Below are 15,970 nucleotides of genomic sequence, written 5' to 3'. Positions count from 1 at the left end.
CACTGGAGACTCTTCCAAAAGGACAGCCGTAAGTTATCTCTCAATCCTTTTTACTCAAAGACCTTCCATCAAACATTATGCCCACATGAAGTCGTTGAGAAGACACTGAATTTCTCAGAAGAACTCACCAATTATTATAACCTCTATCAGCTTTTGCTTTTTCACTTTCAGGAGAAGAGAGGGGATGAGTTTTTTGAACTCATAGAGGAGAATATAAGCAAGGTCAATCATTACTTCAAAACAGTCTTTAGGACTTTTCGTAAACATAAACAATACATCAAAAATGCACTAGAAACACATTACTCAAATGCAAAATTGGAGGGCACCAATAAGCTTATCAAAGACATCAAACGTCTGGGCTTCGGTTTTAGAAACTTTATTAACTTTAGGAAGTGTGTTTTCATCACTCTGAACATACAAAAAGAGAAAACCTATCAGGTTCTCTCTAGATGTTAGCTTTTCGTCACCCACTACAGTTGACAAAGAGCCATAAAAAATAGTTTGTCTTCGCTCCTAGTTATGGAAGAAGTGTTAAAAAAGTAATCAAAAAAACCAGGTTTCCCTGGTCCTAATTATTAGCGGCTTACGCGACGGCGAGCTGCTTTTTTACGGTTTTCTTCGATGAAAGCCAATTTCTTTTCTTCTGGTTCGATAATTGTTTTTTAACTGCGAAAACGGCACCTGCAACAGTAGCAGCAGTTCCGAGAACGCCAGTAGCAAGACCTTTAGCAAATGAATGTTTTTTAGCCATGAGACTATCCTCCGTATATGTTATAATATGCTTATATTATCTAAAAAAATATCTAGAATAGCAAGTGAAAACATTATGAAAACCAAACTTATTGTAGTGGCTGGCCCTACCGCTGTGGGGAAAACGGCACTTGGAATAGAGTTGGCCCAGCGTTTTAATGGCGAAATTATTTCAGGGGATAGCCAACAGGTTTACCGCCAATTAAATATAGGGACTGCAAAGGCTACTCCTCAAGAACAGGCAGCGGCAGTTCACCATCTGATTGATGTCCGTGATGTTGATGAATCTTATTCAGCCTATGATTTTGTGACTGAGGCGCAAATTGCCATTACTGATATTGTCAAACGTGGCAAACTTCCTATTATTGTTGGTGGTACAGGCCTCTATTTGCAAAGTCTTCTTGAAGGTTATCATCTGGGTGGTCAAGTGGATCAAGTGCAGGTGTTAGCCTATCGCTCTGAGTTAGAGCAACTTTCTGATTTGGAACTTTTTGAGCAGATCGATAGTTTAGGTATAGAAATCAAGGAGATTAATCGTCGTCGTGCCATTAGGGCTCTTGAGTTGCATCGCTTTTCTGATAATCCTGAAAATACAGAGACGACTTTTGATCCTTTTATTATCGGATTAGACGATGAGCGCTCTCTAATTTATGAACGTATTAATACTCGTGTTGACAAGATGGTTGAACTTGGGCTTTTAGAAGAGGCTAAGTGGCTTTATGATAATTATCCTGAGGCCCAGTCGGCGCGTGGAATTGGCTACAAGGAGTTATTCCCTTATTTTTCTGGGAAACAAACTTTAGATGAGGCCTTAGAAAAGCTCAAGCAAAATACCCGTCGATTTGCTAAACGCCAATTAACCTGGTTCAGAAATCGTATGACGGTTAAGTTTTATCAGATTTCTAGTCCAGATTATCCTGAAAATGTGATTCAAGATCTTGCTTTATTTTTAAATGAAAGGGAAGGATAGGAGTAGGTGGTTCCTAGTTTTAAATACCTATCTTTGCTATAATAATAACTATGACTAAAGAAGAAAAAAAATCAGCTTATGAAATAATGATTGCCCAGGCAGAAGCACTTTTTGCTAATGAAGATAACGCTCTGGCCAACTTCGCCAATGCTTCGGCTCTCTTGAATACCACTTTGCCCAACTCAGTATTTACAGGCTTTTATCTGATGGATAATGTCAAAAATGAGTTAATCCTTGGACCATTTCAAGGTAAAGTGTCTTGTGTACACATTGCTCTGGGAAAAGGTGTTTGCGGTCAGTCAGCAGCTGAAAATAGGACTTTAATTGTAGAAGACGTCACCAAACATGCTAATTACATTGCTTGTGATTCTGCTGCTCGAAGTGAGATTGTTGTTCCCATGGTTAAGGATGGTAAATTAGTTGGTGTCCTTGATTTGGATTCTCACCAAGTAGGAGACTACGATGACGTTGATCAAGACTATCTTGAACAGTTTGTCAAAGTCCTACTTGAAAAAACAAATCTTACTTTTGCAATGTTTGAGGTTAACTAATGTATCAAGCCTTATATCGTAAATACCGTAGTCAAACTTTTGGCGAGATGGTTGGTCAAAAGGTGATTTCAACCACGCTAAAACAGGCGGTAGAGTCAGGAAAATCAGCCATGCCTATCTCTTTTCTGGTCCACGTGGTACTGGTAAGACCAGTGCAGCAAAAATTTTTGCTAAAGCAATGAATTGCCCTAATCAGGTCAATGGTGAGCCATGTAACCATTGTGATATTTGTCGTGACATTACTAACGGCAGTCTGGAAGATGTCATTGAGATTGATGCGGCTTCCAATAACGGTGTGGACGAGATTCGTGAAATACGTGATAAATCAACCTATGCCCCAAGTCGTGCCACTTACAAGGTCTATATCATTGACGAGGTGCACATGCTGTCGACAGGTGCCTTTAATGCGCTTTTGAAGACCTTGGAAGAACCCACTGAAAATGTGGTTTTCATTCTTGCGACCACTGAGTTACACAAGATTCCAGCTACAATCTTGTCTCGTGTCCAACGTTTTGAGTTTAAGGCCATTAAGCAAGCTGCTATAAAGGAACACTTGGCCTCAATTCTTAAGAAAGAGGGGATGACCTTTGATGACGAGGCTTTGACCATCATTGCCCGTCGTGCAGAGGGTGGTATGCGTGATGCCCTTTCGATTTTAGATCAGGCATTGAGCCTTTCTTCAGACAATAATGTCAGTCAAGCTGTTGCTGAAGAAATCACAGGTTCTATCGGTCTGACTGCCTTGGATAGTTTTGTTGCTAATGTTCGTAATCAGGAAACCTCACAAGCCCTATCAAATCTTGAAACACTCTTTGATAATGGTAAATCCATGAGTCGTTTTGCGACTGATCTCTTGGAGTATTTCCGTGATCTCCTTATTGTCCAAGCAGGTGGTGAAAATAGTCACCATAGTCCTCTTTTTGAAGAAAATTTATCCTTAGGACAAGACCACCTTTTTCAAATGATTGATACCGTGACAACCGCCTTACCTCAAATTAAGACAGGAACCCATCCCAAAATTTATGCGGAGATGCTGACGATTAAACTGTCTGAGACACATGCACAAGTCACACAAGAAATCCCAGAAAATTTACAAGAAGAGTTAGACCGTCTTCGTCATGAAGTAGAGGAACTTCGTAAGGCTCTCAAGGAAGGTCAAAGTCAGGGACAAGGACTAGCAGCGCCAACTCGAAAGGCAAAACCGACCTACCAGTATAAGGTTGACTCTGAGAAAATACTGACTATCATGCGTGAGACTATGGAAAATCCACGAAAGTCACGACAATGTTTGGATGCCCTTAAGGCAACTTGGTCTGAAATTTTGGATTCAATCAGTCCACAATATAGAGCGCTTTTGAATGGTTCAGAACCTGTTCTTGCCAACCAAGAAAATGCGATTCTGGCTTTTAATGCGGCCTTTAATGCTGAGCAGGTGATGAAACGTAGTGATCTTAACGCTATTTTTGGAAATATCATGAGTTCAGCGGCTGGTTTTTCACCTAATATCATGGCTGTCCCGAAAGCAGAATTTGAAAAACTTCGCACAGAATTCGCACGAAGCCTAAAATCCAAAGAAGAATTGGAAAAAGAAGATCGTGAAGAGTACATCCCAAAAGAACTTGAGTTCCTCTCTGATGTGGTAGAAATAGAGGACTAAAAAGGTCCAGTGGACCTTTTTAGGTCCGAGCCAAGAAATGAGAAAGCGATGAAGGACCAGTGGACCTTTTTAGGTCCGAGCCTAGAAATGTAAAAGCGATGAAAGTCTAGTTTCCCTTTTTAGGTCCTAGCCCAGAAATGAGAAAGCTAAAATTTTGCTCATACATTTGAAGCGTCAACCAATATATCTTACTCTCCAGCAGTTGTAAAAATGAAAAGAGCCTAGTTTACTTGTACTAGGCTCTGCTTATCTGATATAATGGACGTATGATACAACAAATATTGTTTATAACGCTTGAAACTATCTTTGAAACGGTTTGTTTTAATTACAGTTTACAGCATGGAAATTATTTTTTTACATCCTTTTTTGGTTATCTACTCTTACGTCGTCTTTGGACCACTTATATTGTTTCACGTATTGCACGTGCAGCTAATAAGTCTACCAAGAAGTAAGGCTAACTTCGCCTGCGGTCAGCCATTTTCTCTGACCGTCGTCAGTAAGGACCAGAAGTTGCCCCTTGTCGCCAATTTCTTTGGCAATACCAGTATAAGATTTTCCAGCCTGTTCAAAAGTCACTTGTTTATCTAAAACGAGGGACTTTTCTTTATAGACTTTGACCAAGTCCGCAGTTGGAATGGTTAAAAAGAGCTTCCAAATTTCCGAAATGAGCTGGTTCCGAGTGATGCTTGGTTTTTCAGAATTAAAAAGACTGGTTGCTTTCGTAGCTAACTCTTCAGGAAAATCACTGATTGAGAAGTTAAGCCCAACCCCTATGATGACATCTGTGATGCGACCAGATTCGATAGAGCTAATGGCTTCGGTAAGAACACCGGCCATTTTTTGTTGTTCAGAAAGATATCGTTGACCCATTTGATGTCTGTATCTACGCCTGTAAGTCGCTGAATGGCTTTGACAATGGCAGCCGCTACCATCATGGTATAAGGTGGTAACTCAGTATAATGACAGTTTGGTTTAAGATGAATACTCATATAGATACCACCGTGAGGGGTTGTATAAAAGTGACGTTCAAAGCGTCCCTTGGCTGATCCTTGGTTAGGAGCGAGATAAAGGGCAGGAACAGGGTCTTGTCTTTCCATACCATGTTTAGCATCAAGTTGGGTAGAAGTGGAATCTGGATTTAAGTAGACAGGAAAGTTGAGCTGGTCTGAAATGTCTTGTGGAAGAAGGATATCACCTTTTTCTAGGCGGTAGCCTTTTTTTCGGACACTTGTAATGACGATTCCTTGATTCTGAAGGGTCTGAATAGCCTTCCAAATGGCTGTTCGTGAGATACCAAGTTCCTTAGCGAGGTTTTCTCCAGTAACAAAATCAGGACTCTTTGCTAAGATTTCATAAACACGTTCATAAGTTTTCATATCTTAAGTATACTCTAAAATACCCTAAAATGCTTGCTATAAGATAATGATAAGGCTTGATAATTAATAACTATATGACTAGACAAGAAAAACGTGTTATAATGGAATTTAGTTATTAAGTCCCGATAAGGCAGCAGTCATCCTAGCTTGGCTGTTGGTTCTTTGTAACTTTTTAACGGCGTAAGACTCATTGTAGAGTCAGCGTTTTTTCTATCAGAAGGCGATGTGATTTGCTTTGTCTGATATTATTTATTCATATTAAAAGGGGGACATTTTATATGTCAGAACGTAAACTTTTCACGTCTGAATCAGTATCTGAAGGGCATCCAGATAAAATTGCAGACCAAATTTCAGATGCCATTCTTGATGCGATTTTAGCAGAAGATCCAGATGCACACGTCGCAGCGGAAACAGCTGTCTACACTGGCTCAGTCCATGTTTTTGGTGAAGTTTCTACAACTGCCTATGTGGACATTAACCGAGTGGTTCGTGATACTATCGCAGAAATTGGTTATAACAATGCAGAATACGGCTTTGCAGCAGAATCTGTTGGGGTTCACCCATCATTGATTGAACAATCTCCTGATATTGCTCAAGGTGTCAATGAAGCACTTGAAGTGCGTGGAGCTGGTGACCAAGATCCACTTGATCTTATTGGAGCAGGAGACCAAGGTTTGATGTTTGGTTTCGCTATTGATGAAACTCCAGAGTTGATGCCACTTCCAATTAGCCTTTCACATAAATTGGTTAAAAAATTGGCGGATTTGCGTAAATCTGGTGAAATTTCTTACCTTCGTCCAGATGCTAAGTCTCAGGTTACTGTTGAGTATGATGAAAATGACCAACCAGTGCGTGTCGATACAGTCGTTATTTCAACACAACATGATCCTGAAGCAACTAACGATCAAATTCGTCAAGATGTTATTGAAAAAGTCATTAAGACAGTTATTCCAGCAGAATACTTGGATGATGAGACCAAATTCTTTATCAACCCAACAGGTCGTTTTGTAATCGGTGGTCCTCAAGGGGATTCTGGTTTGACTGGTCGTAAGATTATTGTTGATACTTATGGTGGTTACTCAAGACACGGTGGTGGTGCCTTTTCTGGTAAGGATGCTACTAAGGTTGACCGCTCAGCTTCATATGCCGCTCGCTATATTGCTAAAAACATCGTAGCTGCTGGTCTTGCTAAGAAAGCAGAAGTACAATTGGCTTATGCTATTGGTGTGGCTAACCCAGTTTCTGTCCGTGTTGATACCTTTGGAACGGCGACAGTTGCTGAAAGCAAACTCGAAGCTGCTGCCCGTGATCTCTTTGACTTGCGACCTGCTGGTATCATTCAAATGCTTGACCTTAAGCGTCCAATCTACCGTCAAACAGCGGCTTATGGTCACATGGGACGTACAGATATTGATCTTCCGTGGGAAAAATTGGACAAGGTTGAAGCGTTGAAAGAAGCCGTCAATCATTAAGAAATAGAATTAGAAATAAAAATCAGAATTTTAATAGGAATTCTGATTTTTTTTATGTGCAAAGCCATTTAAATACAAAAGCCTGTTTAATTATTATTTATTAAAATATAGATAAATATCATTTGATTAGTATTTGTTAAGTAGGAACGTTTAATTCAAACGACTTCATTATAATGGTTGTCACATACATTAAAATTATAAAAAATTGAAAAAAGGTTGAGAAATAAAAATAACATGTTATAATTATAGCGTCTATATGAATGGGGAATATTGGTAGTAGTAACTTAAAGCCAACTTGTTTGTAATCTATTGACTCTTTTGGGGAGAGTATTTAACGATTACATGTTGGTACTTGGTACTAGTTGATATGGTATTGGGTTATCATACCGATATTTTGATTTGTAAGATAGGGATAGAGCGTAAGTAAAGGGGACGCTCTTTAAAATGGGGAGAAGTTTTTATGAAATATATGTAAATTAGCAATACTGCTGGATTCAAAAACACTTTTATTAGCAAAGCGTTTTTTCTCCTGCAGTTTTTTTATTTATTAAATAGTGTATTTTTAAATTCGAGGGAGAAGACTAAATAGCTCAAAACCATTGATATCCTTGGGTGATATGAGTTGACTTTTGTCTTAACTTCTTGAATTTTATACGTAATGATAGTCTTTTTATTGAGACCTTTTTCTTTATCTACTTTACATCATTTCGAAATATGACCAATAAGTCAGGGCATTCCCTTTAATGCTTTTGAAGGAAGAATATCTCATTTTCCTTATTATTGGGGATAATAAAGTGATAATGTAGAGTGTTATTTGTCAATATTATATTGATTTCGTATAGGTCATAGGGGGGATCTTATGGGAAAATTAAATATTATGGTTGTCTTTGGGACAAGACCAGAGGCAATTAAGATGGCGCCGTTAATTCTTGAGTTGAAAAAACATCAAGAAACCATTAATACTATTACAGTAGTCACAGCTCAACACCGTCAAATGCTTGACCAAGTTTTGGAGACTTTTGAGATAGTTCCTGATTATGATTTGGATATCATGGGGAAAAACCAATCACTTCAGGAAATTACTTCTAAAATTTTGGCTAATTTTGATCCAGTTGTTAAGAAGGAACAACCTGATTTGGTTTTGGTTCATGGTGATACAACAACAACATCTGCTGCTGGCTTGGTTGCATTTTACAATAAAGTAAGTATCGGTCACGTTGAGGCTGGGCTTAGAACTTATGATAAATATTCACCATATCCAGAGGAAATGAATCGTCAGATGACTGACAGCCTTTCTGATTTGTATTTTGCACCTACTCAAGAAAGTAAAGCAAACTTATTGTCGGAAAATCATAAAAAAGAGGCAATTTATGTCACTGGTAACACAGCGATTGATGCCTTAAAACTTACAGTTAAAGATAATTATTATCATGAAGTTCTCGATAAAATCGATGAGAATAAAAAAATTATCTTAGTAACAATGCACCGAAGAGAGAATCAAGGTGAGCCAATGCGTCGAGTATTTAAAACTCTTCGTCATATGGTAGATGAGCATTCTGAAATTGAAGTGGTTTACCCTGTTCATTTGAGCCCTTCTGTACAAGCTGCAGCAAAGGAAATTTTAGGTGACCATGATAGAATTCATCTTATCGCACCTTTAGATGTCTTTGATTTTCATAATTTAGCTTCTAGAAGTTACTTTATTATGTCAGATTCTGGTGGTGTTCAAGAAGAAGCTCCATCACTTGGAAAACCTGTTTTAGTATTACGAGATACAACAGAGCGTCCAGAAGGTGTTAAAGCAGGAACATTGAAACTTGTCGGAACTGATCCAGACAAGGTGAAAGAAGCAATGACTTCACTTTTAACTGATGAAGCTCTTTATAAAGAAATGTCTGAAGCTCCTAATCCTTATGGTGATGGTAAAGCATCTGAGAGAATTGTTCAAGCGATTAAAGTGTACTTTAATTTGGAAGATTCTGTATCAGAGTTTCACGAAGGAGGAAATTGAGTGTGAAAAGAGATAAAAAATCTGGTATTGGATTTTATGTTTGATTTTCTTTGAAGCATTACTATTTCTCTACTGTAATCAAGTCAATCCTAATTTATTCATGTTTGAAGCTTTCTTTCTGATTTTAGGTATTGCTGCAGTATGTTTCTTAACAGAGCTTCTGATTACTTGGCTAATCATTTTAAGTTTTGCTTTAAGTATCTTTGTATTGGTTAGTGGTGTTGTCTATCTTCCACTAAATGATACATTAGTTCTTATATTCAGTTTTCCTTTGTTAATGGGGATACTTTCAAAGATTAAGTATTACTTCTATAAATTTATTTCATCTGTTCAGATTGAAGAAGTCAAGGCTAGTAATGCTTATCGTGATTTATTAGGGGATAAAAAACCTGTTCAAGCACTTTTGATACATTGGTCTCATGAAGAACAATTCTTTGAATTGAGTCCTCGTGAATATAACCATTTGCTTACTAGTATCTATCATCAGATTTCAGATAAGCTGGATCGCTTTGAGCAAGTCTTTTATGTTTCTGAAGGGAGTTACTTAATCCTTTCAAAAAATAAATCGAGAAATCTAGAAAAGATTTATAAAACTAGTCTTGAAGAAGATCTAAAAGAAATGACATTCACTAGGGGAAGTAGTTATCAAGGTATTCAATTTCAATCAGGTTTTCTTGTCATTGATAAAAAGAATTCCAAAAAATTTGATAACTATAGTGAATTAATGAGTAATTTAAACCGTCAGTTAGAAACGGATATTATTGTTGAGTATTAGGGGGAAGTTATGACTATCACAAACTTGTTTTTTGTATTTGCTTTATGTATTAGCCTTATTTTTGCGATTGCTTTCATTGTTTTGTTTACTGTTTATACAGTAATATATGAACGTGTTTCTCATAATTTCAAGGCGGTGAAACATGGTTAGTCAGTTTTTAATGATTTTCACCCTAATATCCATCTGGATTTCCTTAGTTTGGGGTGTTGTTATTCTGGTATCAGCTGTTCATTTTTGGTTGAAACATAGTGATTTTAAGGTTGATAAGGAAGAACTTCCTTATTATCCTAAGGTTACGATTGTAGTTCCAGCCCATAATGAAGATGTTGTTATCTCTCAAACGGCTCAAGCTATCTTGAATATGAATTATCCTCATGACAAGGTTGAGCTACTTTTGTTTGCGGATAACTGTTCAGATAATACTTACCAAGAGTGTTTAGCTGTTCAAGCCATGCCAGAGTACGCTGGACGTAATATTACCATTATTAATCGTAAGGGTACTGGTGGTAAAGCAGGTGTTCTGAACGATGCCCTTAAAATGGCTGATGGAGAATATATTTGTATTTATGATGCGGATGCCATGCCTGAAACTAATGCACTTTACTTCTTAGTTAAAGAAGTGATGAAGGATCCAGAACGAAGAGTGGCGTCCTTTGGCCGAAATAAAACAAGAAATGCAAAACAAAATTTCTTAACACGTTGTATCAATCAAGAGATTGTTGTCACGCAACGTGTTCACCACGTTGGAATGTGGCATTTATTTAAAATTGGTCGTATTCCAGGAACGAACTTCATTATTCAAACTGAATTCGTTAAAAGTATTGGTGGTTGGCGAAATGGTGCCTTGACCGAAGATACCGATATTTCCTTCAAGATTATGCAAAGTGGTAAATTAATTGCTCTGGCATATAATTCTGAAGCCTTCCAACAAGAACCTGAAACGCTTAAAAGTTATTATATGCAACGTAAGCGTTGGGCAAAAGGTAATTACGAAGTTGTTATCTCGAATTTTAAACATTTGTTCGGTAAAGGAAATTGGCGTGTAAAACTAGAAGTAGCGAATTACTCTTGTATTTTCTTCTGGTTTAATGGTGCAATTGTCTTATCTGATTTAATCTTCTTTGCTAATGTCTTAGCCATTGTTTTACATATCTTTTTCCCAACCGTTCAGATTCAGTTTGCCTTTGATGCAAATAATATTTACATTGCTCAATTAATGTTGTTTAACTGGCTCTTGATGATTGGATTATATTTATTGCAAATCAACGTTGCCCTAGCTTCACAATTTGGACAAGCAACCAGCAAACAAATTTGGTTAGCGATTCTCTCTTATTTTAGTTACGCACAGTTATTCATTATTGTTTCTTTAGATTCGTTGTGGTCTATTATCATGGATAAAATTCTTCATCGTGAAGGAACAACATGGGTTAAAACTAAGCGTTTTGCAGAATAGGAGTATGTATGAAAACAAAATATTTTAAATATTTATGGTTTGTAGTTATCCTTGGCTTATTGTTTTTCAATGTTTACCATAAGAATGAAAACGAAAACTGATATTCAAGATAGAATTTATCAAAAATGGGAAAAACACTTCGTGGTCAAAAAAGGCAACGAAGCATATGTCAAAACTACTAATGATAAAGACAAAGATGTTGTTCTTTCCGAGTCACAAAGTTACGGAATGCTAATCACCGTGCGAGCAGCTAAGAAAGGTTTAGCTAATCAAAAAGATTTTGAAAGACTCTACAAGTATTATTTGTCACATCGTATTGAAGGCAATCAATTGATGTCTTGGGAACAAATTGTTCAAAAAAGTGCTAAAAATGTTGATGATCACAATGCAACTGACGGGGACCTTTATATTGCCTATGCCTTGATTGAAGCTTCAAAACAATGGCCAAGCCATAAAGATGAGTATCAAACACAGGCCAAGGCCCTCTTGCAGGATATTCTCAAGTATAACTATAATGAAAATACTGGAATTTTGACTGTTGGGAACTGGGCGAACAAAGATTCCAAATATTATAATCTTATGAGAACTTCAGATACTGTACCTAAGCAGTTCCAAGCTTTTTATGAAGTTACAAAAGATAAAAAATGGTTGGATATTAATAACAAGATGTTAAGTAGTCTTGAAACGATCAGTTCTAAAACGAAGACTGGATTAATTCCAGACTTTATCTGGGTGGATGAATCAGGGGCTCGTGTGGTTAAGCCTTACACCATCTCAAATCAGTTTGATTCAACGTATTCTTATAATGCTTGTCGTCTTCCATACAATCTTACTCAGAGTAACGATGAAAAGAGTCAGAAAGTCCTTAATAAGATGTTGGATTTCTTTATGACTCAGAAAAATGTCTTTTCAAATTATAATTTGTCTGGTAAGTTTTTAGACGACCACCAAGCTGCAAGTTTTAAAGCACCAATTGCTTTTGCGGCTGAGAAGGATCAAAAGTACTTGAAATTAGTTCAGCAGAATAAGATTGTCTTTATGCAGGATCTTCCTGTTAAGAATTATTATGATTCTGCGATTATTACTTTAGTAGCCATGGAATTCTTCTAAGTAATAGTTAACTAATGACTCAAAATCTTCCCTAAACCTGTTATTTGGAAACAGTAGCGTTAGGGAAGATTTTTTCTTACGACTAATGATTGAAAATAAATTAAATTTTAATCTCGAATGAGCACGGAAAATCTCATTTTGAAAGGTTCTTAAGTTGGTTAACAATGGCTCTTAATGGTGAAAACTAATAAAGAAATCAAATGTAAAAAGTCGTATTTTTAATGATTCTTCTTATGTTTTATGTAAGTCTTCTATGATATAATAGTTTGATGACTATTTTAAATGATATGGTTCCTCTAGCGAGCCACTTGGTTTTTATTGGTTTAACTTATCAGATGGTGAATACGCTTTTTGATTGGGAAAAATAACCAAGAATGTTATTGTTAACACTGGGAAATTGAGATTATTCTTGCTTTTTATTAGTATTGCCATTGGTTTTCTAGTAAGTTCATTCTTTATATATGTTTTAACGCTATGTCAATCGTTAGCAAGCTCAATATCTTAAATTAGTGATTTCAAAAGACTTTTGATATAATACAAAAAGATGAAATTGACCCTTGAAAGGAATCCTTATGGATAAAATTATTGTACAGGGTGGCAACACTCGATTAAGTGGTGAGGTTGTCATTGAAGGTGCTAAAAACGCTGTTCTGCCATTATTGGCTGCGACTATTTTAGCCTCTGAAGGTCAGACAACCTTGACTAATGTTCCAATCTTGTCAGATGTTTACACCATGAATAATGTGGTTCGTGGCTTGGATATTGCTGTAGACTTTGACGAAGAAAATAATACTGTAGTAGTTGATGCTAGTGGTGAGATTCTAGATCAAGCACCATACGAATATGTTAGTAAAATGCGTGCTTCCATCGTAGTACTTGGACCTATTCTTGCTCGTAATGGTCATGCTAAGGTTTCCATGCCTGGTGGTTGTACCATCGGTAGTCGTCCGATTGACCTCCACCTCAAAGGTTTGGAAGCTATGGGAGCTAAGATTACCCAGGTTGGTGGCGACATTACAGCAACTGCTGACAAACTCAAAGGTGCAACTATTTATATGGACTTTCCATCTGTCGGTGCCACTCAGAACCTTATGATGGCAGCGACTTTGGCTGATGGAGTCACAACTATTGAAAATGCTGCGCGTGAACCAGAAATTGTTGATTTGGCTTTACTTCTAAATGAAATGGGGGCAGATGTCAAAGGTGCTGGAACTGAAACACTCGTGATTAAAGGAGTAAAATCTCTTCATGGTACCCAGCATGCGGTTGTTCAGGACCGTATTGAAGCAGGTACTTTTATGGTAGCAGCAGCGATGACGTCAGGAGATATTCTCATCAAAGATGCCATCTGGGAGCACAACCGTCCTTTGATTTCTAAATTACTGGAAATGGGTGTCGGCGTTAAGGAAGAAGAAGGAGGCATTCGTGTTACATCTGATGTTTCGAAATTGAAACCAGTAACCGTTAAAACTCTTCCTCATCCAGGTTTTCCAACGGATATGCAGGCCCAGTTCACAGCGCTTATGGCAGTGGTTAAGGGTGAATCAACGATGATTGAAACTGTCTTTGAAAATCGTTTCCAACATCTGGAAGAAATGCGTCGTATGGGACTTCATTCAGAAATTCTTCGAGATACTGCAATGATTCACGGTGGTTTGCCACTTCAAGGTGCTCAAGTTATGTCTACTGACCTTCGAGCATCTGCGGCCCTTATTTGACGGGGATGGTTGCTGAAGGGACAACGACAGTTGGTAAATTGACACACTTGGATCGTGGTTACTATCAGTTCCATGAGAAACTAGCTAAACTAGGAGCCAATATTTCACGTGTAAGTGAGGGCTAGTATGGAAACTGGTAAAGGCTATGTTTTTCGTCAATTATTGCTTGTTTTAATCGTTTGTTTGGTTAGTCTTGCTTTTCTGGCCCTTGGTTTAATGGTTGGTTATGCCGTCTTAGGCGAGGGTAAGGATCCAATAAACATCTTAAAACCAGAAACCTGGCAAGCAATCGTTGCTAAATTTACAGGAAAATAAAAGGGAGTGGGCTGTCGTCCTACTCCTTTACTTATGCAGATTCATAGATATAGGAAGAACACGATGGCAAAAAGAAAGACATCTTTAACGAATAAACAGAAACGTCAGATTTTCTCATTACTGATAGCAGTCTTGGTAGTAGTTCTAGGTTATATTGGGACGAGCAATAAGCTTTCGCCTAATAATCCAATCAAGCAGGTAGCCAGTCTAGTCTCGGGAAAATCCAATAACTCCGTAAAATCTAACGGTTCAACAAGTGGTCAGTCTACACCACAAGAGCAGCTTGCTGAGACAGTGATGACTAGCTCTGTCAAGAGTCAACTTGGAAACTCCATAGAATGGAATGGGGCAGGGGCCTATATTATTAATGGGAACAAGACGAATCTAAATGCTAAGGTATCTAGCCAACCCTATGCTAATAACCAAGTCAAAACGGTTCAAGGCCAAACAGTTCCTACAGTAGCCAATGCCTTGTTAAGTAAAGCGACAAGACAGTATAAGAACCGTCAAGAAACAGGTAATGGATCAACATCATGGACACCAGCTGGATGGCACCAGGTACAAAATCTATCAGGAGAGTATAGTCATGCCGTAGACAGGGGGCATTTGTTAGGTTATGCACTAGTTGGAGGTTTGAAGGGATTTGATGCCTCCACTTCAAATCCTGAGAATATTGCTGTTCAAACAGCTTGGGCTAACGAAGCCAATAGTGATAATTCTACAGGACAGAACTATTATGAAAGTCTTGTACGGAAAGCTCAGGATAAAAACAAACGTGTCCGTTACCGTGTCACTTTAATTTATGATGGAGATAACCTTATACCATCAGGAACGCATCTTGAAGCCAAGTCAACTGACGGATCCCTTGAGTTCAATGTCTTTGTTCCTAATGTACAAGAGGGGATTACCCTAGATTATTATTCAGGTAAAGTAACAGTGAATTAGAGAAAGAACTAACGACTCCAATTGGGGTCGTTAGTTTTAAAATCTAAACAAACAAAAACCCACCCGAAGGCGAGTTTCTTATTCACTAGCTTGCTCCCATTGTTTAGAGAGGTAGCGAGAGTAGCTAGAGATGGCAAAGTTAACCACGAAATAAGCTAAAGCTACGATACCGTACAAGGTAAAAATTTGGCTTGGTTCGTAGTAACCCCCCATCAAAATTTGACTCTTACCAAACAATTCTTGTAAGGCAATAACAGAGTAAAGGAAAGAAGTATCCTTGATGACTGTTACAAACTGAGAAATAATTGATGGCAACATCTTACGGATAGCCTGTGGGAAGATAATGTAAACAAAGATTTGCTTATTGGTAAATCCTTGTGACAATCCAGCTTCCGTTTGTCCATGGTCAATAGAGTTGAGTCCTCCACGAATAATTTCTGCCAAGGCAGCAGACGTGAAGACTGTGAAAGAGGTAATTCCTGCTGCTGTAGACTTAAGTTGGAAGACCAAGAAAATAATGAAAATCCAAAGCAAGTTAGGTACATTACGCACAAACTCAATATAGATAGAAGCTATCCAACGAAGAATAGGATTTTTGCCGTTACGCATGACCGCAAGAATGGTTCCGAAAAAGGTAGATAGCACAATGATGAAGAAAGACAAGTAAAGTGTCGTCCACAACCCTTGTGCCAAGAATTTAAGGTTAGTAGCTGATAAAACTTCTGACATAGTGGACCTCCTTAGTATGCTTTCTTATTCTCTTCTTCTTTACGACGTGCCCAAGTTGCAAGAGGGAAACACATGATAAAGTAGAGAAGAGCAGCTCCAGCAAAGGCCGGCACATAATTGGTTGTATCATAAGCCCAA

General features: G+C 37.9%; 10 protein-coding genes and 8 pseudogenes. 14 read left to right on the top strand and 4 right to left on the bottom strand.

All coding sequences use genetic code 11. The annotated features are described in order from the left end of the window. Positions 1-449 (top strand): annotated as a pseudogene (locus HSISS2_RS03935) (transposase); the annotation flags it as partial. Positions 450-575: 126 nt separating this feature from the next. On the opposite strand, the pseudogene HSISS2_RS10805 reads toward HSISS2_RS03935, so the two are convergent. Next, positions 576-751, bottom strand: a pseudogene (locus tag HSISS2_RS10805) (DUF3042 family protein). A gap of 75 nt (positions 752-826) precedes the next feature. On the opposite strand from HSISS2_RS10805, the gene miaA reads away from it, so the two are divergent. The 4 genes and pseudogenes from miaA to HSISS2_RS10800 all read left to right on the top strand — a co-directional run bounded on the left by miaA (position 827) and on the right by HSISS2_RS10800 (position 4,380). Then, positions 827-1,720 (top strand): tRNA (adenosine(37)-N6)-dimethylallyltransferase MiaA, encoded by an 894-nt coding sequence (gene miaA, locus HSISS2_RS03930; protein WP_021145505.1) that lies wholly within the window; start codon positions 827-829, stop codon positions 1,718-1,720. Between the two features lie 50 nt (positions 1,721-1,770). Further along, the gene (locus HSISS2_RS03925; RefSeq protein WP_021145504.1) at positions 1,771-2,271 is read left to right on the top strand and encodes a GAF domain-containing protein; all 501 of its coding nucleotides are present in this window, start codon (positions 1,771-1,773) and stop codon (positions 2,269-2,271) included. Next, positions 2,271-3,928: pseudogene (gene dnaX, locus HSISS2_RS03920) on the top strand (DNA polymerase III subunit gamma/tau). Before HSISS2_RS03925 ends, dnaX begins: the two are co-directional and overlap by 1 nt. A gap of 266 nt (positions 3,929-4,194) precedes the next feature. After that, complete coding sequence (locus tag HSISS2_RS10800; protein WP_134981416.1) at positions 4,195-4,380, top strand: DUF3272 family protein; 186 nt, start codon at positions 4,195-4,197, stop codon at positions 4,378-4,380. Here HSISS2_RS10800 and birA read toward each other — a convergent pair. Then, a pseudogene (gene birA, locus HSISS2_RS03915) lies at positions 4,367-5,304 on the bottom strand (bifunctional biotin--[acetyl-CoA-carboxylase] ligase/biotin operon repressor BirA). The gene HSISS2_RS10800 and the pseudogene birA overlap by 14 nt on opposite strands. A 278-nt stretch (positions 5,305-5,582) precedes the next feature. Between birA and metK the strand changes: the two are divergent. The 9 genes and pseudogenes from metK (at position 5,583) to HSISS2_RS03875 (ending at position 15,103) form a co-directional block, all read left to right on the top strand. After that, complete coding sequence (gene metK / locus HSISS2_RS03910) at positions 5,583-6,776, top strand: methionine adenosyltransferase (protein ID WP_021145499.1); 1,194 nt, start codon at positions 5,583-5,585, stop codon at positions 6,774-6,776. 859 nt (positions 6,777-7,635) lie between these two features. After that, entirely contained in the window at positions 7,636-8,787 is a 1,152-nt protein-coding gene (wecB, locus tag HSISS2_RS03905) for a non-hydrolyzing UDP-N-acetylglucosamine 2-epimerase (protein WP_021145498.1), read from the top strand. Positions 8,788-8,827: 40 nt separating this feature from the next. Then, complete coding sequence (locus tag HSISS2_RS03900; protein WP_021145497.1) at positions 8,828-9,562, top strand: hypothetical protein; 735 nt, start codon at positions 8,828-8,830, stop codon at positions 9,560-9,562. A 142-nt stretch (positions 9,563-9,704) separates the two neighbouring features. Next, positions 9,705-11,015: a glycosyltransferase gene (locus HSISS2_RS03895; protein ID WP_021145496.1), complete on the top strand. Its 1,311-nt coding sequence runs from the start codon at positions 9,705-9,707 to the stop codon at positions 11,013-11,015. Between the two features lie 8 nt (positions 11,016-11,023). Then, a pseudogene (locus tag HSISS2_RS03890) lies at positions 11,024-12,125 on the top strand (glycosyl hydrolase family 8). 269 nt (positions 12,126-12,394) lie between these two features. After that, a pseudogene (locus HSISS2_RS10795) lies at positions 12,395-12,630 on the top strand (DUF1146 family protein). A gap of 67 nt (positions 12,631-12,697) precedes the next feature. After that, positions 12,698-13,968: pseudogene (gene murA / locus HSISS2_RS03885) on the top strand (UDP-N-acetylglucosamine 1-carboxyvinyltransferase). Between the two features lies 1 nt (position 13,969). Then, positions 13,970-14,158 (top strand): DNA-directed RNA polymerase subunit beta, encoded by a 189-nt coding sequence (locus tag HSISS2_RS03880; RefSeq protein WP_008534486.1) that lies wholly within the window; start codon positions 13,970-13,972, stop codon positions 14,156-14,158. A 63-nt stretch (positions 14,159-14,221) separates the two neighbouring features. After that, positions 14,222-15,103: a DNA/RNA non-specific endonuclease gene (locus tag HSISS2_RS03875; RefSeq protein ID WP_021145493.1), complete on the top strand. Its 882-nt coding sequence runs from the start codon at positions 14,222-14,224 to the stop codon at positions 15,101-15,103. A 78-nt stretch (positions 15,104-15,181) separates the two neighbouring features. On the opposite strand, the gene HSISS2_RS03870 is transcribed toward HSISS2_RS03875, so the two are convergent. Continuing rightward, positions 15,182-15,832: an amino acid ABC transporter permease gene (locus HSISS2_RS03870; RefSeq protein WP_002889495.1), complete on the bottom strand. Its 651-nt coding sequence runs from the start codon at positions 15,830-15,832 to the stop codon at positions 15,182-15,184. An 11-nt stretch (positions 15,833-15,843) separates the two neighbouring features. Beyond that, positions 15,844-15,970 (bottom strand): annotated as a pseudogene (locus HSISS2_RS10790) (amino acid ABC transporter permease); the annotation flags it as partial.

This window comes from Streptococcus sp. HSISS2 (assembly GCF_000448665.1).
In the GTDB taxonomy this organism is placed as follows: Bacteria; Bacillota; Bacilli; order Lactobacillales; family Streptococcaceae; genus Streptococcus; species Streptococcus raffinosi.
The sequence above is the reverse complement of the archived record's forward strand: the minus strand, read 5'-3'. Positions and strand labels throughout refer to the sequence as shown.